The sequence below is a fragment of the Pseudarthrobacter sp. WHRI 8279 genome, from assembly GCF_040224115.2.
GTDB lineage: Bacteria > Actinomycetota > Actinomycetes > Actinomycetales > Micrococcaceae > Arthrobacter.
The window spans coordinates 700,108-720,441 of sequence record NZ_CP168162.1; the positions used below are offsets into that span (position 1 = coordinate 700,108).

At 63.0% G+C, this 20,334-nt stretch carries 12 protein-coding genes and 3 rRNA genes; 14 read left to right on the forward strand and 1 reads right to left on the reverse strand.

The genetic code is table 11. The features are described from left to right. Window positions 1-2 precede the first annotated feature (2 nt). The 5 genes from ABRP28_RS03165 to rrf all read left to right on the forward strand — a co-directional run bounded on the left by ABRP28_RS03165 (window position 3) and on the right by rrf (window position 9,587). Window positions 3-2,231, forward strand: coding sequence for an AAA family ATPase (locus ABRP28_RS03165; RefSeq protein WP_350004544.1), 2,229 nt, complete (start codon window positions 3-5; stop codon window positions 2,229-2,231). Window positions 2,232-2,264: 33 nt separating this feature from the next. Then, entirely contained in the window at window positions 2,265-3,578 is a 1,314-nt protein-coding gene (gene tyrS / locus ABRP28_RS03170; protein ID WP_350004542.1) for a tyrosine--tRNA ligase, read from the forward strand. Between the two features lie 518 nt (window positions 3,579-4,096). Further along, window positions 4,097-5,619 (forward strand): 16S ribosomal RNA (locus tag ABRP28_RS03175). A gap of 512 nt (window positions 5,620-6,131) precedes the next feature. Further along, window positions 6,132-9,258 (forward strand): 23S ribosomal RNA (locus ABRP28_RS03180). A gap of 212 nt (window positions 9,259-9,470) precedes the next feature. After that, window positions 9,471-9,587, forward strand: a 5S ribosomal RNA gene (gene rrf, locus ABRP28_RS03185). Together the 16S, 23S and 5S rRNA genes form the textbook arrangement of a ribosomal RNA operon. A 578-nt stretch (window positions 9,588-10,165) precedes the next feature. Here rrf and ABRP28_RS03190 read toward each other — a convergent pair. Further along, window positions 10,166-10,975 (reverse strand): hypothetical protein, encoded by an 810-nt coding sequence (locus ABRP28_RS03190; RefSeq protein ID WP_374152916.1) that lies wholly within the window; start codon window positions 10,973-10,975, stop codon window positions 10,166-10,168. 6 nt (window positions 10,976-10,981) lie between these two features. Between ABRP28_RS03190 and ABRP28_RS03195 the strand changes: the two genes are divergently transcribed. From ABRP28_RS03195 to xerD, 9 genes are all read left to right on the forward strand, one after another. Further along, window positions 10,982-11,875, forward strand: coding sequence for a hypothetical protein (locus ABRP28_RS03195; protein WP_350002147.1), 894 nt, complete (start codon window positions 10,982-10,984; stop codon window positions 11,873-11,875). 3 nt (window positions 11,876-11,878) lie between these two features. Beyond that, entirely contained in the window at window positions 11,879-12,868 is a 990-nt protein-coding gene (locus ABRP28_RS03200) for an HAD-IIA family hydrolase (protein ID WP_350002148.1), read from the forward strand. Window positions 12,869-12,877: 9 nt separating this feature from the next. Continuing rightward, window positions 12,878-13,129, forward strand: coding sequence for a hypothetical protein (locus ABRP28_RS03205; protein ID WP_350002149.1), 252 nt, complete (start codon window positions 12,878-12,880; stop codon window positions 13,127-13,129). Then, window positions 13,129-13,944, forward strand: a complete 816-nt coding sequence (locus tag ABRP28_RS03210; protein ID WP_350002150.1) for a TlyA family RNA methyltransferase — start codon at window positions 13,129-13,131, stop codon at window positions 13,942-13,944. The genes ABRP28_RS03205 and ABRP28_RS03210 overlap by 1 nt, the downstream gene beginning before the upstream one ends. 13 nt (window positions 13,945-13,957) lie before the next feature. Next, window positions 13,958-14,983: an NAD kinase gene (locus tag ABRP28_RS03215; RefSeq protein WP_066274990.1), complete on the forward strand. Its 1,026-nt coding sequence runs from the start codon at window positions 13,958-13,960 to the stop codon at window positions 14,981-14,983. A 4-nt stretch (window positions 14,984-14,987) separates the two neighbouring features. Continuing rightward, window positions 14,988-16,727, forward strand: coding sequence for a DNA repair protein RecN (recN, locus tag ABRP28_RS03220; protein WP_350002151.1), 1,740 nt, complete (start codon window positions 14,988-14,990; stop codon window positions 16,725-16,727). Window positions 16,728-16,840: 113 nt separating this feature from the next. After that, window positions 16,841-18,610 (forward strand): CTP synthase, encoded by a 1,770-nt coding sequence (locus ABRP28_RS03225; RefSeq protein ID WP_350002152.1) that lies wholly within the window; start codon window positions 16,841-16,843, stop codon window positions 18,608-18,610. Between the two features lie 24 nt (window positions 18,611-18,634). Continuing rightward, complete coding sequence (locus tag ABRP28_RS03230; RefSeq protein ID WP_350002153.1) at window positions 18,635-19,297, forward strand: NUDIX hydrolase; 663 nt, start codon at window positions 18,635-18,637, stop codon at window positions 19,295-19,297. Continuing rightward, window positions 19,297-20,334: a site-specific tyrosine recombinase XerD gene (gene xerD / locus ABRP28_RS03235; protein WP_350002154.1), complete on the forward strand. Its 1,038-nt coding sequence runs from the start codon at window positions 19,297-19,299 to the stop codon at window positions 20,332-20,334. The genes ABRP28_RS03230 and xerD overlap by 1 nt, the downstream gene beginning before the upstream one ends.

The following is a 20,334-nucleotide window of genomic DNA, read 5'->3' on the forward strand; positions in this document are numbered from 1 at the left end:
AAATGCTCGACGCCGATTTGGCCCACGAACGCGACTATGTAGCCGGCCTGTACGCCCGGCTCGAAGAGCTGCGCGAGGAAAAGCGCCGCCAGCTGGCGCAGGTCCGCCGGGCCGGGGCTGTGGGCACCATGCAGAACGTCTCCGAGCGCGACGCGTTCGCTGCCCTCTACGAGGACCGGCTCGCCCAGCTGGACGCGGTGGATGACCGGCTGGTCTTCGGCCGGCTGGACCTGGACTCCGGCGAAGCGCAGTACATTGGCCGCATCGGCCTCACCACCGAGGACCTGCAGCGGCTCATGGTGGACTGGCGCGCGCCCGAGGCCGGCCACTTCTACCAGGCCACGGCCTTTGACCGGCAGGGTGTGCGCCGGCGCCGGCACCTGATCCTGCAGGGCCGGGAGGTCAAGGCCATCGAGGATGACGTCCTTGACGCCGGGATGCTGGCGGACAACGAATCCCTGCAGGGCGAGGGCGCCCTCCTCGCTGCGCTGAACTCCAAACGCACCGGCCGGATGTCGGACATCGTCAGCACCATCCAGTCCGAGCAGGACCGCATCATTCGCTCCTCCATCTCCGGTGCACTGGTGGTGCAGGGCGGACCCGGTACCGGCAAGACCGCCGTGGCCCTCCACCGTGCCGCCTACCTGCTCTACACCCACCGCGACCGCCTCAAGACTGCCGGCGTGCTGCTGGTGGGCCCGTCGTCGTCGTTCATGAAGTACATCGAAAGGGTGCTGCCCTCCCTGGGCGAGACCGGCGTCGTGATGGCCAGCGTGGGCCGCCTCATGCCAGGCATCCACGCGGTGCCGGAACCGGACGCCGACGTTGCCGCCATCAAGGGCCGCCTCGACATGGCCACCGTGGTGGCCAACGCCGTGGCCAACCGCCAGCGGATTCCCGCGGAAGACCGGATCCTGGAGGTGGACGGCCGCAAGCTGGTGCTGACTCCGCGCCAGGTCCGCCGCGCCCGCGAGCGTGCCCGCTCCACCGGCAAGCCGCACAACGAGGCCCGCGTGACGTTCGTCAAGATCCTGCTGCGCGAACTTACCGAACAAATGACCGAGCTGGTGGAGGCCGGGAACATCGGCAACAACGCAGACCGCTCCTACCTTGCCGAGGATGTCCGTTCCGCACGGGATGTCCGTATTGCCCTCAACCTCTGCTGGATGCCCATGACGCCGGAGAAGCTGATCTCCGAGCTCTTCAGCAAGCCGGCCGTGCTGGAATTCTGCACCCCCAACATGGCCCCGGCTGAGCGGGCACTGCTGCAGCGCCCGGCCGACGCCCCCTGGACCGAGTCCGATGTCCCGCTGCTGGACGAGGCCGCCGAGCTTCTCGGCGAGCTGGATCCCGCTGCCGGGCGTGGCCTTGCCCAGCAGGAACACGACCGGGCCCGCGACCTTGCCAACGCCAAGCAGACGCTGGTGAACATGCAGGCCGCAGGCGTCGATCCGCTGATGTCGGCAGAGGAACTGGCCGAGCAGAACCAGGAACAGGAAACACGGCAGACCGCCGCCGAGCGCGCCACCAGCGACCGCACGTGGGCTTTTGGCCACATCGTGGTGGATGAGGCGCAGGAGCTTTCGCCCATGCAGTGGCGCCTCCTGGTCCGCCGTTGCCCGTTGAAGTCCTTCACCATCGTGGGGGACATTGCGCAGACCAGCTCTGTTGCCGGCGCCAATTCCTGGCAAGGGGCGCTTGCTCCCATGTTCGGGGACCGCTGGCAGCTGGAAGAGCTGACGGTGAACTACCGCACGCCTTCCCAGATCGCCGAGGCCGCCGTCCGGATGGCCAACGCGGCGGGACTGGTGGTCTCGGCGCCGAAGGCCGTCCGCGAAGGACGCTGGTCACCCGTCATCGACGAAGTGGATGCGGGCCAGGTGGTCAGCCGCCTTGTTGAGGTCCTGCCGGAGGAGCTGGACGCGCTCGACGGCGGCCTGCTCGCCGTGATTGCCGACGGGCAGTTCCTGCCGGAGGCCACGGCAGCGCTGCGGGCTGCCTATGGACGCCGCGTGGGCACCGGTGCCGGTAGTTACGAGCAGGACATCGTGGTGATCAGCCCCCGCGAGGCCAAGGGGCTGGAGTTCGACGGCGTGGTGGTGCTCGAGCCCTCCATGATGCTCAACCATGAGCACGGCAAGGTGGGGGACCTGTATGTGGCAATGACCCGGGCCACCCAGCGGCTGCGGCTTATTGCTTCGGAACCAGTTCCGGCAGGGATCAAACGCTGATCCGGTGCGCCGCATACTGCTAACTTAGAAGGCGTGCCAGAACTCAACAGCCTCGAATCGCAGCAGAACGACCCCACTTTTGCCAACGTATGGCAGGAGCTGAAATGGCGTGGCCTGGTCCACGTGTCCACCGACGAGGCAGAGCTTGAAAAACTCCTCGCCGGCGGGCCGGTTACTTACTATTGCGGGTTCGATCCCACCGCGCCGAGCCTCCATTTGGGAAACCTGGTCCAGCTGCTCCTCATGCGCCGGCTGCAGCTGGCCGGCCATAAGCCGCTCGGGCTTGTGGGTGGTTCAACCGGCATGATCGGCGACCCCCGTCCCACGGCCGAGCGCACCCTGAACACCAAGGACACCGTGGCCGAGTGGGTGGGCTACCTTCAGGCCCAGGTCCGCCGCTTCCTCAGCTTCGAGGGGGACAATGCGGCCCGGATGGTGAACAACCTGGACTGGACGGCGCCCCTGAGCGCCATCGACTTCCTGCGCGAAGTGGGCAAGCACTACCGTGTGGGAACCATGCTCCGCAAGGATGCAGTGGCCTCACGGCTGAGCTCGGATGAGGGCATCAGCTACACCGAATTCAGCTACCAGATCCTCCAGGGCATGGACTACCTCCAGCTGTACCGGGATTACGGCTGCGTGCTGCAGACCGGTGGCTCGGACCAGTGGGGCAACCTCACCAGTGGTACGGAGCTGATCCGCAAGGTGGAGGGCAAGAGCGTCCACGCCCTCGGAACACCACTGATCACCAACGCTGACGGCACGAAATTCGGCAAGAGCGAGGGCAACGCCATCTGGCTGGACGCCGGCATGTGCAGCCCTTATGCCTTCTACCAGTTCTGGGTCAACACCGCGGATGCTGACGTTGTGAACCGGCTGAAGGTCTTCACCTTCCTCAGCAGGGCTGAGATCGAGGAGCTTTCCGCTGCTGTGGCGGAACGGCCGTTCGCCCGTCAAGGCCAGCGGAAGCTTGCCTACGAAGTGACGTCCCTTGTTCACGGTGTAGAAGCCACGGAGAAGGTCATCGCGGCATCCGCAGCGCTTTTCGGAAACGGTGACCTCACCGCCCTGGACAAGCCCACGCTTCAGGCGGCAACCTCGGAGCTGCCCTCCGCCACGGTGCAGGTGGATGAGATGGGGATTGTGGACCTGCTGGTTGCTTCCGGTTTGTCCGACAGCAAGTCAGCGGCCAGGCGCACCGTTGGTGAAGGCGGTGCCTACGTCAACAACGAGAAGGTGTCCGACCCCGAAGCGGTGATTCCAGAGTCCGAACTGCTGCATGGGCAGTACCTGCTTCTGCGCCGGGGAAAGAAGAACCTGGCCACCGTGGAGGTCTTGGTTCCCTAGGTCTTCCGCCGCTCTACATAGCCACCTGCACGCTCCTCCGCAGCCGATTTGCACGGCCGCGGGGGAGCGTGTAATGTTTTCTTAGTCGCCGCCGCTGAAGCGGAAAAATAGCGACCAACCCCCACCAAAAAGTGAAGCAACTTCACCATGTGCGGAAACGCAAAGCGGAGAATTGCTTCAATTTCTGATGGGCGGATTCATTCCACTGAGTGAATTCCGGGAAAACAACCCGGATTTGCAAAGTGAAAATCAATGAAATAAGATTGAAACATCGCAGCGAAGAAATACGGAATACGAATTCATTGAATTGAATTGTTTCGGGAATATTCGAATGTGTCTGTTGTTTGAGAACTCAATAGTGTGCCAAGTTTGTTGATACCAATTGTTTTATTGATTGGTTGTTTTGGCCAGGTCCGCCACCCCGTGGTGTGGTCTGGTTTTTACAGCTGGTTTCAAATTTTGCAGTGTGGTGGCCGCGTTTTCCCGTGGTGCCATGTTGTGTTCGTTTTTGTTTTTCTTCAACGGAGAGTTTGATCCTGGCTCAGGATGAACGCTGGCGGCGTGCTTAACACATGCAAGTCGAACGATGATCCCAGCTTGCTGGGGGATTAGTGGCGAACGGGTGAGTAACACGTGAGTAACCTGCCCTTAACTCTGGGATAAGCCTGGGAAACTGGGTCTAATACCGGATATGACTCCTCATCGCATGGTGGGGGGTGGAAAGCTTTTTGTGGTTTTGGATGGACTCGCGGCCTATCAGCTTGTTGGTGAGGTAATGGCTTACCAAGGCGACGACGGGTAGCCGGCCTGAGAGGGTGACCGGCCACACTGGGACTGAGACACGGCCCAGACTCCTACGGGAGGCAGCAGTGGGGAATATTGCACAATGGGCGCAAGCCTGATGCAGCGACGCCGCGTGAGGGATGACGGCCTTCGGGTTGTAAACCTCTTTCAGTAGGGAAGAAGCGAAAGTGACGGTACCTGCAGAAGAAGCGCCGGCTAACTACGTGCCAGCAGCCGCGGTAATACGTAGGGCGCAAGCGTTATCCGGAATTATTGGGCGTAAAGAGCTCGTAGGCGGTTTGTCGCGTCTGCCGTGAAAGTCCGGGGCTCAACTCCGGATCTGCGGTGGGTACGGGCAGACTAGAGTGATGTAGGGGAGACTGGAATTCCTGGTGTAGCGGTGAAATGCGCAGATATCAGGAGGAACACCGATGGCGAAGGCAGGTCTCTGGGCATTAACTGACGCTGAGGAGCGAAAGCATGGGGAGCGAACAGGATTAGATACCCTGGTAGTCCATGCCGTAAACGTTGGGCACTAGGTGTGGGGGACATTCCACGTTTTCCGCGCCGTAGCTAACGCATTAAGTGCCCCGCCTGGGGAGTACGGCCGCAAGGCTAAAACTCAAAGGAATTGACGGGGGCCCGCACAAGCGGCGGAGCATGCGGATTAATTCGATGCAACGCGAAGAACCTTACCAAGGCTTGACATGAACCGGAAACACCTGGAGACAGGTGCCCCGCTTGCGGTCGGTTTACAGGTGGTGCATGGTTGTCGTCAGCTCGTGTCGTGAGATGTTGGGTTAAGTCCCGCAACGAGCGCAACCCTCGTTCTATGTTGCCAGCACGTGATGGTGGGGACTCATAGGAGACTGCCGGGGTCAACTCGGAGGAAGGTGGGGACGACGTCAAATCATCATGCCCCTTATGTCTTGGGCTTCACGCATGCTACAATGGCCGGTACAAAGGGTTGCGATACTGTGAGGTGGAGCTAATCCCAAAAAGCCGGTCTCAGTTCGGATTGGGGTCTGCAACTCGACCCCATGAAGTCGGAGTCGCTAGTAATCGCAGATCAGCAACGCTGCGGTGAATACGTTCCCGGGCCTTGTACACACCGCCCGTCAAGTCACGAAAGTTGGTAACACCCGAAGCCGGTGGCCTAACCCCTTGTGGGAGGGAGCTGTCGAAGGTGGGACTGGCGATTGGGACTAAGTCGTAACAAGGTAGCCGTACCGGAAGGTGCGGCTGGATCACCTCCTTTCTAAGGAGCACCTACAAATTTTCATGCCGCGTATGTGGTGGTGGGGGTTTGTCAGGAGTATATGCCCGTTGCGCAGACGCTAGTTCTGCGGCGGGTGCTCAAGGGTGGAATATCAACAAATAGCGGCTGCCGGTTCTGTCCGGTGCTGAGTACGGTTCTCCCTTTGTGGGGTTCCTGGAAAGGTGCTGGGGGGTGTTGGTGGTTTAGTGTTTGGCACACTGTTGGGTCCTGAGGCAACAGGGCCGCGGGTTCTGCCCCCTTTTTTGTGGGGTGGGGTTTGCGGGTTTGTGTGTTTCTGGTTTCCTGGCTGCACCGATCATGCGTGTGATCCTTTCGGGGGTTGTGTGTGGGGTGTGTGGTTTGGGGTTGTTGTTTGAGAACTACATAGTGGACGCGAGCATCTTTTATAAGAAGCAATTTCCAAGAATATGAACCTGGATCTGTTGTTCTGTCTTTCGGGATGGAGCGGTGGTTTTCATGGTTCTCTCGAAAATTACTGATTGATCTTTTGTGGTCAAGTTTTTAAGAGCACACGGTGGATGCCTTGGCATTAGGAGCCGAAGAAGGACGTAGGAATCTGCGATAAGCCTGGGGGAGTCGATAACCGGACTGTGATCCCAGGGTGTCCGAATGGGGAAACCCCGCCAGGGGCGCGAGTTGCCTGGTGACCCGCATCTGAACACATAGGGTGCGTGGAGGGAACGCGGGGAAGTGAAACATCTCAGTACCCGCAGGAAGAGAAAACAATAGTGATTCCGTTAGTAGTGGCGAGCGAACGCGGATCAGGCTAAACCGTTCCATGTGTGATAGCCGGCGGGCGTTGCATGGTCGGGGTTGTGGGACTTTCCATACCAGTTCTGCCGGGCTGGTGGGGTGTGATGTGCAGGCATAGGTGAACGGTTTTGAAAGGCCGGCCAGAGAGGGTGTTAGCCCCGTAACCGTAATGTTGTGTACCGCCCGGATGAGTATCCCAAGTAGTACGGGGCCCGAGAAATCCCGTGCGAATCTGTCAGGACCACCTGATAAGCCTAAATACTCCCTAATGACCGATAGCGGACCAGTACCGTGAGGGAAAGGTGAAAAGTACCCCGGGAGGGGAGTGAAACAGTACCTGAAACCGTGTGCTTACAATCCGTCGGAGCCAGTCTGATTCTGGTGACGGCGTGCCTTTTGAAGAATGAGCCTGCGAGTTAGTGTTACGTCGCGAGGTTAACCCGTGTGGGGCAGCCGTAGCGAAAGCGAGTCTGAATAGGGCGTTGCAGTGGCGTGATCTAGACCCGAAGCGAAGTGATCTACCCATGGCCAGGTTGAAGCGACGGTAAGACGTCGTGGAGGACCGAACCCACTTCAGTTGAAAATGGAGGGGATGAGCTGTGGGTAGGGGTGAAAGGCCAATCAAACTTCGTGATAGCTGGTTCTCCCCGAAATGCATTTAGGTGCAGCGTTGCGTGTTTCTTGCTGGAGGTAGAGCTACTGGATGGCTAATGGGCCCTACAAGGTTACTGACGTCAGCCAAACTCCGAATGCCGGTAAGTGAGAGCGCAGCAGTGAGACTGTGGGGGATAAGCTTCATAGTCGAGAGGGAAACAGCCCAGACCACCAACTAAGGCCCCTAAGCGTGTGCTAAGTGGGAAAGGATGTGGAGTTGCGAAGACAACCAGGAGGTTGGCTTAGAAGCAGCCATCCTTAAAAGAGTGCGTAATAGCTCACTGGTCAAGTGATTCCGCGCCGACAATGTAGCGGGGCTCAAGTACACCGCCGAAGTTGTGGCATTCAGATATTAGCTAAGCCCTTGTGGTTCAGGCGTCTGGATGGGTAGGGGAGCGTCGTGTGGGCGGTGAAGTCGCGGTGTAAACCAGCGGTGGAGCCTACACGAGTGAGAATGCAGGCATGAGTAGCGAAAGACGGGTGAGAAACCCGTCCGCCGAATGATCAAGGGTTCCAGGGTCAAGCTAATCTGCCCTGGGTAAGTCGGGACCTAAGGCGAGGCCGACAGGCGTAGTCGATGGACAACGGGTTGATATTCCCGTACCGGCGAAAAACCGCCCATGCTGAACAGGGGATACTAACTGCCCGAGACCTGCCCGATCGCCCTTGTGGTGTGAGGGTTTTGGTGGAGCGCAGGACCTGATCCTGGGAGGCAAGCGTATTAACAGGTGTGACGCAGGAAGGTAGCCAAGCCGGGCGATGGTTGTCCCGGTCTAAGGATGTAGGGCGAACGGTAGGCAAATCCGCTGTTCATGATGCCTGAGATCTGATGGGACCCCCGTTTGGGGGGATTTGGTGATCCTATGCTGCCGAGAAAAGCATCGACGCGAGGTTTTAGCCGCCCGTACCCCAAACCGACACAGGTGATCAGGTAGAGAATACTAAGGCGATCGAGAGAATTATGGTTAAGGAACTCGGCAAAATGCCCCCGTAACTTCGGGAGAAGGGGGGCCCCAACCTTGATACACCCACGCGGTGTGGAGGGGATCGGGGCCGCAGAGACCAGGGGGAAGCGACTGTTTACTAAAAACACAGGTCCGTGCGAAGTCGCAAGACGATGTATACGGACTGACTCCTGCCCGGTGCTGGAAGGTTAAGAGGACCGGTTAGCCGCAAGGCGAAGCTGAGAATTTAAGCCCCAGTAAACGGCGGTGGTAACTATAACCATCCTAAGGTAGCGAAATTCCTTGTCGGGTAAGTTCCGACCTGCACGAATGGAGTAACGACTTCCCCGCTGTCTCAACCATAAACTCGGCGAAATTGCAGTACGAGTAAAGATGCTCGTTACGCGCAGCAGGACGGAAAGACCCCGAGACCTTTACTATAGTTTGGTATTGGTGTTCGGAGTGGCTTGTGTAGGATAGGTGGGAGACGTTGAAGCCCGGACGCCAGTTCGGGTGGAGTCATCGTTGAAATACCACTCTGGTCACTTTGGACATCTAACTTCGGCCCGTAATCCGGGTCAGGGACAGTGCCTGATGGGTAGTTTAACTGGGGCGGTTGCCTCCTAAAAAGTAACGGAGGCGCCCAAAGGTTCCCTCAGCCTGGTTGGCAATCAGGTGTCGAGTGTAAGTGCACAAGGGAGCTTGACTGTGAGAGAGACATCTCGAGCAGGGACGAAAGTCGGGACTAGTGATCCGGCGGTACATTGTGGAATGGCCGTCGCTCAACGGATAAAAGGTACCTCGGGGATAACAGGCTGATCTTGCCCAAGAGTCCATATCGACGGCATGGTTTGGCACCTCGATGTCGGCTCGTCGCATCCTGGGGCTGGAGTAGGTCCCAAGGGTTGGGCTGTTCGCCCATTAAAGCGGTACGCGAGCTGGGTTTAGAACGTCGTGAGACAGTTCGGTCCCTATCCGCTGCGCGCGCAGGAAATTTGAGAAGGGCTGTCCTTAGTACGAGAGGACCGGGACGGACGAACCTCTGGTGTGTCAGTTGTACTGCCAAGTGCACCGCTGATTAGCTACGTTCGGATGGGATAACCGCTGAAAGCATCTAAGCGGGAAGCTCGCTTCAAGATGAGATTTCCATACACCTTGTGTGTGAGAGGCCCCCAGCCAGACCACTGGGTTGATAGGCCGGATGTGGAAGCGAGGACTAACGACTCGTGAAGCTGACCGGTACTAATAGGCCGATAACTTACACCACACACCCTCTTCCGTGAACGGATTCAAAAGACGTTCACACCAGGAAAGGGTAAAAAGATAACAAGACTGCTTGCGTCCACTATGTGGTTCCCAACCAACAAACCCACCCGGTTTGCTGGCAAGGAACCAACAACTGAATATCAACACCACAATGTTGTAACCACACAAGACTTCCCACACCACCCCCACGGGGTTGGTGGCGGGTAACAGGGTTACGGCGGTCATAGCGTGGGGGAAACGCCCGGTCCCATTCCGAACCCGGAAGCTAAGACCCACAGCGCCGATGGTACTGCACCCGGGAGGGTGTGGGAGAGTAGGTCACCGCCGGACACACATTGGTCGAGGCCCCAACCACCATGGTTGGGGCCTCCCACATTTAACACACCACACCACACCCCCGGACAGGGACACACCAGCGGAGCACCAGGCAACGGCCGCCCGGGCGACCCTCTCCCACTTATCGTCGGTTTCCCGGGCGATCCTCACTCACCGAACGCCGGTTCCCGGGGTGATCCTCTTCCACCTCCTGCCGGTTAAAACCCCACCAGCGCACACAGAGTGCGAGAGCGTCCCGGGAAACCCGACATCAAGTGAGAGAGGGTGTGAATCTTCCCACGATGCGGCCGCCTGGGCTTCGCTCGTGATGCTCTGCGGGATGACTCCTCTAGAATTGATGAAGATGTACGGACTTCGAAGCGCTTGATTTCGGGTTGCGTAGGAAACGAAACACGGATACGAGCGGCTGCAGTTGCGCCAGTGGTCGGCTCACAACAGGAGGAATCCACATGGCTGAGCACAACGGCGGCAATCGCGGCGGAAATGACCGCGGCGGATTCCGCGGCAATAACAATTCAGGCGGGGATCCCCGGGGTTTCCGGTCCCGCGCCAACCGTGACGGCGGCGACTCATCAGGTCGTCCCTCCGGCAGTGGTGAGCGGAAGCCGTTCGGTGACCGTGAGCGGAAGCCGTTCGGTGATCGCGATCGTAAGCCCTATGGTGATCGGGACCAGAAGCCCTTTGGTGATCGTCCGCGCCGTGATGGCGAGAGCGACCGCCGCAGTTTCGGCGACCGCGACCGGAAGCCGTTCGGTGACCGTGACCGTAAGCCGTTCAGTGGTGGTGGTGAGCGGAAGCCGTTCGGTGATCGCGATCGTAAGCCCTATGGTGATCGGGACCAGAAGCCCTTTGGTGATCGTCCGCGCCGTGATGGCGAGGGCGACCGCCGCGGTTTCGGTGGTGGTGAGCGGAAGCCATTCGGCGACCGTGACCGTAAGCCGTTCAGTGGTGGTGGTGAGCGGAAGCCGTTCGGTGATCGCGATCGTAAGCCCTATGGTGATCGGGACCAGAAGCCTTTTGGTGATCGTCCGCGCCGTGATGGCGAAGGGGACCGCCGCGGTTTCGGTGGTGGAGAAAACCGGAGGCCCTTCGGAGAACGCAGCGAGCGGTCCGGCCGTGGTGACCGCCAGGACCGTGCACCCCGCAATTTCGATCGTGGCCCGGGCCGCGGGGACGCAGGTCCCCGTACCTTCGGCCGGGACCGGCAGGAAGACCGCCCCGTTCGCGAACCCAACGTCCGTGACCTCCGCAGCGCGAACCGTCCGGACCGGGAGAGGTCTCCGCAGATCGATGAGGACGTCACGGGTAAGGAACTCGACCGCGCCACCCAGCACCAGATCAAGACGCTCGAAGCAAAGAGCGCGGAATGGGTTGCCCGCCACTTGGTGATGGCCGGCCGGCTCATTGATGAAGAACCGGAACTCGCCTTCCAGCACGCCCTCGCTGCAAGCCGCCGCGGCGGCAGGCTGGCGGCGGTCCGGGAAGCCGTGGGCCTGACCGCCTACGCAGCCGGGCACTACGGCGAAGCCCTCCGCGAATTCCGCACCTACCGCCGCATCAGTGGCTCCAACGTCCATCTCCCAGTCATGGCCGACTGCGAGCGGGGACTGGGACGCCCTGACCGCGCCCTTGACGTTGCCCGGTCCGAGGAAGCCCAGGACCTGGACGCTCCCGGCAAGGCAGAACTCGCCATTGTGGCAGCAGGGGCCAGGACCGACCTTGGACAGCTGGACGCTGCGGTAGCCGAACTGGAAATCCCGCAGCTGGACATCAACCGGGCGTTCTCCTACAGCCCCCGGCTGTTCCGTGCGTACGCCGACGCCCTGGCTGGCGTGGGCCGCGACGATGAAGCCGAGAAGTGGCGGAAGCAGGCAGTGGTGGCTGAAAACGCGCTGGGACAAGGCGTGGATGAAGAGCCGGACATTATCGACCTCGGCTGGGACGAGGAGGAAGAGGCGAGGGAGGAAGCAGAGCGCCGCCGTCTCCTCGACCGTGCTTCGCAAGCGTCCGAAACTGCTCCCAAGGCTGTATCCGCTGAAGGTGCCCCCGCCGCGCAGGCCGCAGAGCTGCACGCAGCAGAGGCCACTGCGGAGTTGCAGGATTCTGAGCCGCAGGATGCGAGCATCGACGACCAGGAAGCTGACTACTTTGTTTCCGACGACGCCGAGTCTGACGAGGATTCGGTGGAACAGGACGAGCTGGAATCCGCCGGAGCGGACGCAGGCAGCGCCGCCGACGAACAGGATGACGCCGCCGAGCACCAGGACCGCCGGGAAGACTGAAGAATGGCCAACGTTCCCCTGATCTCCCTGTTCGATGCACTGCTGGCGGACCTGGACGGCGTGGTCTACGCCGGTCCGCACGCCATCCCCGGTGCCATTGAGTCGTTGAAGCAGCTCTCCGGCATCGGCGTGGGCCTGGGATATGTGACGAACAACGCGTCGCGTTCCCCGGCCCAGGTGGCAGCCCACCTTCGCGACCTGGGGGCGCCGGCCGAGGACCATCAGGTGGTGAGTTCTTCACAGGCCGCCGCGGATCTGCTCGCGTCCCTGCTGGCTCCCGGCTCGCGGATCCTCATCACCGGCAGCCCGGCCCTTGCCGCCGAGATCGAACTCGTTGGCCTGGTGCCGGTATTCAGCCAGGATGAGGGCCCGGTGGCGGTTGTCCAAGGCTTCAATCCCGAGATCGGGTGGAAAGACCTGGCCGAAGCCACCTACGTGGTGAACGCCGGAGCACTGTGGGTGGCCACGAACACGGACATGTCCATACCGCAGGCCCGAGGCATTGCCCCCGGAAACGGAACGTTGGTGGCGGCTGTAGCGGCAGCCACAGGCCAAACGCCTCGCGTGGCCGGCAAACCGGAGGCCCCGCTCTTCCACTCCGCAGCCAAACGGCTTGGGGCCGAACGGCCGCTGGTGGTGGGGGACCGGCTGGACACGGACATCCTGGGCGGCAACAACGCCGGCTTCGCCACCGTGACGGTGCTGACGGGCGTCGACACCCGCCAGACCATTCTGGCCGCCCGGGCCGCCGAACGCCCGGACTACATCATCAGCAACCTGGCGGACCTGCACCGGCCGTACCCCGAGGTGGAGCACCACGACGGCACCTACACCTGTGGCCTTGCTACGGCACGCGTGGCCAACGGCGCGGTGGGCATCATCGGCAGACAGGACAACCTGGACTCCTGGCGCGCTGCCTGCGCTGCATGGTGGGCCGCGACGCCTGACGCCTCCACGCCCCAGGCTCCCGATCTGGTGTGGATGGATCACTAGACTGGTGCAATGACTGAGCTGACCGAACCGGAATCCGCAGCAGCCCAGCCTTCCCCGGACTGGCCCGGCCTCGGGGATGCGGAAGTGACGGACCCCGTGGTGGCACAGGCACTGGCGCGGCTTGGCACCCTTCCGCAGGTCCCGGTGTCCGACCACGAAAAGGTGTACAACGAACTCCACGATGAACTGCTGGCCGCGCTGAACACAGTTCCCAATGACAGCGCGCCCGCAGGTGCGGACCCGACGGGCGGCGCGGCCTGATGCCGGCACGCCTCGACCAGGCCTTGGTTGCCCGCGGGCTCGCAAGATCCCGAACGCACGCAGCCGCCTTGATTGCCGAGGGCAAGGTCAGCTCAGCAGGCCAGGTACTGGCCAAGGCGTCCCTGCAGGTGGACGAGGACAAGCCCCTGGAAGTCGACCACGACGAACGGGACACCTACGTAAGCCGGGCAGGGCACAAACTGGCTGGTGCGCTTGACGCCTTCCCGGAAGTCCAACCGGAGGGCAAGAGGTGCCTCGACGCCGGCGCCTCCACCGGCGGTTTCACTGACGTCCTGCTTCGGCGCGGGGCCGCGCACGTGGTGGCGGTCGACGTCGGACACGGCCAGCTGGTGCAGCGGCTGCGGGAAGATCCCCGTGTGGAAGTCCACGAGGGACTGAACGTCCGGTACATGTCGCCCGCGGACATCGGGGGCACGGCGGAACTCACCGTTGCCGACCTCTCTTTCATCTCCCTCACCCTGGTTGTCCGTCCACTCGCGGAATGCACCGAGCCCGGTGGGGACCTGGTGCTGATGGTGAAGCCGCAGTTCGAAATCGGGAAGGACCGGCTGGGACGGACCGGCGTGGTGACTTCCGAGCGGGAACGGCGCCTGGCGGTGGAGAAAGTAGCCAGGGCAGCGCTCGACGCCGGGCTCGACCTAAGGGGCCTTGCGCAGAGTCCGTTGCCGGGCCAGGACGGAAACGTTGAATACTTCCTGTGGATAAAACGCAGGATCAGCCAAGACCTGCCTAAGATCGAAGAGCGGGAGGCAGCGGCTGCTGCCTTGCTCGGACGAATCTGGCCGAACCACTAGAGAGCGGAACCTGATGAGCAGGCGTGTACTGGTCCTCGCCCATACCGGCCGCGAGGACTCGCTGAAGGCTGCGTGGGAAGCGTGCGCCCTCCTGCACGCCTCAGGCATCGTGCCGGTCATGCAGGAATCCGAACTTGCGGATATGGAGCGTTTCTTCGGACACCTTGCCCAGCCCGTGGAGGTCCTCCACGACCACGTCCAGCTCCCGGATGTTGAACTGGTGATGGTCCTCGGCGGGGACGGCACCATCCTGCGCGCCGCCGAACTCGTCCGGGAAGTGGACGTGCCGCTGCTGGGCGTCAACCTTGGCCATGTTGGCTTCCTGGCCGAAAGCGAGCGGGCGGACCTGGCCCAGACCGTCGAGTGGATCGCCAGCCGCGAGTACACGGTGGAAGAGCGGATGACCATCGATGTCCAGGTGTGGGTCCGCGGCCAGAAGATCTGGCACACCTGGGCGCTGAACGAAGCCGCCATCGAGAAAGCCAACCGCGAACGCATGCTCGAGGTTGTGACCGAAGTGGACGAGCGTCCCCTCACGTCCTTTGGCTGCGACGGCATCGTGCTGGCTACCCCCACCGGGTCCACGGCGTACGGCTTTTCGGCCGGCGGTCCCGTGGTCTGGCCCGAGGTGGAGGCACTGGTCATCGTCCCCATCAGTGCCCACGCACTCTTCGCCAAGCCGCTGGTGGTCTCGCCCCGTTCCAAGTTGGCTGTGGAAGTTCTTGGCCGGACGGATGCCCAGGGCGTCCTGTGGTGTGATGGCAGGCGCTCCGTGGACCTGCCGCCGGGTGCGCGGGTTGAGGTCACAAAATCAGCTACGCCGGTGCGGCTCGCACGCACCCACCAGACGCCGTTCTCGGCACGGCTGGTCCGCAAGTTCGAGCTGCCGATCCACGGCTGGCGGGGACCGGTACCCAAGGCGGACGCCATCCACACCGGCCCCATACCCATTGTCAGGACCCCGCGGCCCATGCCTCCGCTCCAGGTGCCCCAGCCGGACCAGCCCGGCGATGACAACGATCCCACCACCGCAAAGTGAAGCCATGCTTGAAGAACTGAGAATCCGCGACCTTGGCGTCATCACCGACGCAACGCTGCCGCTCGGGCCTGGCTTGAGCGTGGTGACCGGCGAGACCGGTGCCGGCAAGACCATGGTGGTCACCGCCGTCGGGCTCCTCCTGGGCGCGCGCTCCGATGCCGGAGCCGTCAGGAGCGGCGCCAAGAGCGCCACCGCCGAGGCAGTGCTGAAGCTCGACGCCGGCCACCCCGCCATTGCCAGGGCCTTGGAGGCCGGGGCAGAGGCGGAGGAATTCGACGGCGGCGCGGAGCTGATCCTCGCACGTCGCCTGGGCTCGGACGGCCGCAGCCGCGCCTTCCTGGGCGGCAGGGCCGCGCCGGTGGGTGTCCTCGCCGAAATCGGCGAGACCCTGGTAGTGGTCCATGGACAGTCAGACCAGATCCGGCTCAAGGGAACTGCTGCCCAGCGCGGTGCCCTGGACAAGTTTGCCGGCGACGCGCTGGCCGGCCCGCTGGCCGCCTACCAGGACCTTTTCAACCGCTGGAAGTCCAGCCAGGCCGAGCTGGACACCCTCCGCAGCGCTGCACGCGACAGGCTGCGCGAGGCTGAATCCCTGCAGAGCGCCCTCGCCGAAATAGACGAGGTTGATCCGCAGCCGGGGGAGGACGAAGTGCTCAAGGCGGAAGCGGTGAAGCTGGCCAATGTGGAGGAGCTCCGCATCGCTGCCAGCACGGCCCACCAGGCGCTTATCGCGGAGGACTTCGGCGACGAGGGGGATGCCACCACCCTGGTTGATGCCGCCAAACGGACGCTTGAACATGTGGCCGAGCACGACGCCGAGCTGGGCTCCGCGGCCGCCCGCCTGGCCGAGGTGGGCTTCCTGCTGAACGACATTGCCACCGAACTGGCCAGCTACCAGGCGGGACTGGATACAGAAGGCCCTGAACGGCTCGCGGAGATCGAGGAACGCCGGGCCGTCCTGGCCAAACTGGTCCGCAAATACGCACCGACCATTGACGAGGTCCTGGTCTGGGCGGAGAACGCCCGCGTCCGGTTTGATGAGCTGCAGGACGACTCCACCAGGATCGAAAAGCTGGACGCGGAAGTGGTCCAGGCAGAAGCAGACCTGAAGAAGCAGGCCGCAGCCATCAGCAAAATCAGGGCCAAGGCTGCGAAGGACCTCTCAGCCCGGGTCAGTGCGGAGCTGAAGGCGCTGGCCATGGCTGATGCAACCCTGGTCATCAACATTGAATCCGGTGGCCAGCTGGGGCCGCACGGCGCGGACGAGATCAGCTTCCTGCTGCAGCCGCACTCCGGTGCCCCCGCCCGGCCCCTTGGCAAAGGTGCCTCCGGCGGTGAACTGTCCCGCGTCATGCTCGCCATCGAGGTGGTTCTGGCAGCCGTGGATCCGGTCCCGACGTTCGTCTTCGATGAGGTGGATGCCGGAGTGGGCGGCCGCGCCGCCGTCGAGATCGGCCGCAGGCTTGCCATGCTGGCCCGCCATGTACAGGTGCTGGTGGTCACGCACCTGCCTCAGGTGGCCGCTTTCGCGGACCAGCACATCACCGTCACAAAGACGTCCGTCCGGGGAGCCGACGGCGGAACCGCGACCGGGTTCACGTCCAGTGATGTCCGCCTCCTCGACGGGCCGGAAAGGGTCCGCGAGTTGGCCCGCATGCTGGCCGGCCAGGAGGACTCCGAGTCGGCGCAGGCCCACGCCCAGGAACTGCTGGACGACGCGAAACTCCTGCCCCAGGGGGCCTGAAAGCGGGCAGGGGGAGTGCCCGGCGTGCCGGCCGCCCCTTGATCGGCGGACGGCCGAAGGGCAGACTTTGACGTTTGGGGAACACTGCCGGCGATCCGTGGAAGGCTCAAATGATGATAAGCTCGAATTCCGTGGTGCAGCGATCAAATTCCCGTGTAAATTCCCGGTTCCCGGGTTCATCCAAGACGACCAAACACATCTTCGTAACCGGTGGTGTGGCGTCCTCGCTCGGTAAGGGACTGACGGCATCAAGCCTCGGCCACCTGCTGCGCGCACGCGGCCTGTCTGTAACTATGCAGAAGCTCGATCCCTACCTGAATGTGGATCCGGGCACCATGAACCCCTTCCAGCACGGCGAAGTCTTCGTCACTGACGACGGCGCCGAGACCGACCTGGACATCGGGCACTACGAGCGCTTCCTCGACGAAAACCTTGAGGGTTCGGCCAACGTGACCACGGGGCAGGTGTACTCCACCGTCATCGCCAAGGAGCGCCGCGGCGAATACCTCGGCGACACCGTCCAGGTCATCCCGCACATCACCGATGAGATCAAGCGCCGCATGCGCCTGCCGGCTGAGGGCAAGAATGCCCCGGACGTCATCATCACCGAAATCGGCGGCACCGTGGGTGACATCGAATCCCAGCCGTTCCTCGAATCGGCCCGCCAGGTGCGGCAGGACATCGGCCGCACCAACGTGTTCTTCCTCCACGTCTCCCTGGTCCCGTACATCGGGCCGTCCCAGGAGCTGAAGACCAAGCCCACCCAGCACTCTGTCGCAGCCCTGCGGTCCATCGGCATCCAGCCCGAAGCGATCGTCATCCGCTCGGACCGCGAAGTGCCCGATGCCATGCGGGAGAAGATCGGCCGGATGTGCGACGTCGACATCGACGCCGTGGTCAACGCCGCCGACGCGCCCAGCATCTACGACATTCCCAAGACCCTCCACACGCAGGGCCTGGACTCGTACATCGTGCGCGCCCTGGACCTGCCCTTCAAGGACGTGGACTGGACCAGCTGGGACAAGCTGCTCGAAGCGGTCCACAACCCCAAGCATGAGGTTGAGATCGCACTGGTGGGCAAGTACATCGACCTGCCCGACGCCTACCTTTCCGTGACTGAGGCCCTGCGCGCCGGCGGCTTCGCCAACGACACCAAGGTCAAGATCCGTTGGGTCCCGTCGGACGAATGCGAAACCCGCGAGGGCGCCATTGCAGCGCTCGACGGCGTCGACGCGATCTGCGTCCCCGGCGGCTTTGGCATCCGGGGACTTGAGGGCAAGCTCGGCGCCCTGAAGTTCGCCCGCGAAACCAAGCTGCCCGTCCTGGGCCTCTGCCTGGGCCTGCAGTGCATGGTCATCGAATACGCCCGCAACGTGGTGGGCCTCGAAGGCGCGTCATCCAGCGAATTCGAGCCGGACTCCAAGTACCCGGTCATCGCCACCATGGAAGAGCAGCTGGAGTTCGTCGAAGGCCGCGGCGACCTGGGCGGCACCATGCGCCTGGGCCTCTACGAAGCAAAGCTTGATCCCGGATCGGTCATTGCCGAGACCTACGGCAAAACCACCGTCAGCGAACGCCACCGCCACCGCTACGAGGTCAACAACAAGTACCGCGACCAGATTGCAGCCGAAGGCCTGGTCTTCTCCGGCACGTCCCCGGACGGCAAGCTCGTTGAATTCGTCGAGCTGCCCGCGGACGTCCACCCGTACTACGTGGCCACGCAGGCGCACCCTGAGCTCAGCTCGCGTCCCACCCGGCCGCATCCGCTCTTCGCGGGCCTGGTCAAGGCAGCCCTGAACCACCAGAAGGGCTCCGACACGGCCGGGACCGCGGATGACGGTGCAACCGAGGCCCTGCAGTCCGGTACGGTAGCCGCTAAGTAGTTCCAACAGAAAAAGGACGGCGCGATGCCCGGTACACCTGAAGCCACCCCTGCTGCGAAGCAGGTTTCGGATGCACCGAGCCCGCGCCGTCTTTTGTCTACCGAGAAGGTCTATGAAGGCCGGATCTGGGATGTGGTCAGCGACAGCTTCCAGCTGCAGGAAACGGGCGAAGCACTCACCCGCGACTACATCGACCACCCCGGTGCGGTGGCCGTCCTGCCCATGAACGCTGCCGGCCAGATCCTCCTCCTCAAGCAGTACCGCCATCCGGTGGGCATGGATCTCTGGGAGATCCCCGCCGGCCTGCTGGATATTGAGGGCGAGGACTTCGTGGTGGGGGCCGCCCGCGAACTCGCCGAGGAAGCAGACCTTGCCGCGGGAACCTGGAACGTCCTGGCGGACTTCTTCAACTCACCGGGATCTTCCAGCGAGGCCATCAGGATCTACCTGGCCCGGGACCTGATCGAGATACCCCACCACGAACGCCACGAGCGGACGGATGAGGAAGCGGAGATCGAGTTCCACTGGATCAGCCTGGACGACGCCGTGGACTCGGTACTGGCCGGAAGGCTCCACAACCCGTCCGCCGTCGTCGGCATCCTTGCAGCCGCCGCCGCGCGCGCCAGCGGATTTGAGGGGCTCCGTCCCGCGGACGCACCCTGGCCTGCGCACCCCAGCCAGCGCTGATGGTGCCACCACCCTCCGCAGAACTGGCGTCCGCAGGGCCGGCTGTCGCCGAGGCGGCCCCGGCCGCGCCGGTCCGGGACGCAGCACCGCCCCCCTCCCCGCCCACGGCGGTTGACCGGGGCATTATCGACTACCTGCAGCACATGGGTGTGGAGCGCGGCCTGGCAACTAACACCCTGGCCGCCTACAAACGGGATCTCACCCGTTATGCCCGCTACCTGTCAGCGGCCGGCTGCACCCGTCCGGAGGACATTACCCGCCACCACGTCACCGGGTACGTCCGTGCGCTGACAGACGGGTCCGACGGCGGCTCCACCCTGGGCGTCAGGTCCGCCGCCAGGACCGTGGTCGCCGTCCGCGGCCTCCACAAGTTCTGGGCGTTGGAGGGCTTCACGCCCACGGATCCCGCCAGTGAAGTCCACCCGCCCATGCCTGGGAAGCGGCTGCCGAAGGCCATCAGCGTGGACGAAGTCACCCGGATCCTCGAAGCGGCCGGAACGGACACGGCAACGGGGCTGCGCGACCGGGCCCTCCTTGAATTCCTGTACTCCACCGGAGCGCGGATCAGCGAGGCCGTGGGCCTGGATGTTGACGACATCTCACTGGATGCTGAGGCGTCCGGCCCAGCCATCGTGCGGCTCTTCGGCAAAGGTTCCAAAGAACGGCTGGTGCCCCTTGGCTCCTATGGTGCCAGGGCGCTCGAAGCCTACCTGGTGCGGGGCCGGCCCCTACTGGCAGCCAAGGGAAAAGGCACCCCGGCGCTGTTCCTCAACGCCCGCGGCGGACGGATCAGCCGGCAGAGCGCCTGGACCATCTTGAAGGCGGCGGCCGAAAAGGCAAACATCACCAAGGACGTCTCACCCCACACCCTCCGGCATTCCTTTGCCACCCACCTGCTCGAGGGCGGTGCCGACGTCCGCGTGGTCCAGGAGCTCCTGGGGCACGCCTCGGTGACCACCACGCAGGTGTACACCCTGGTCACGGCCGACACCTTGCGGGAGATCTATGCCGCCGCGCATCCACGGGCACTGGGCTGA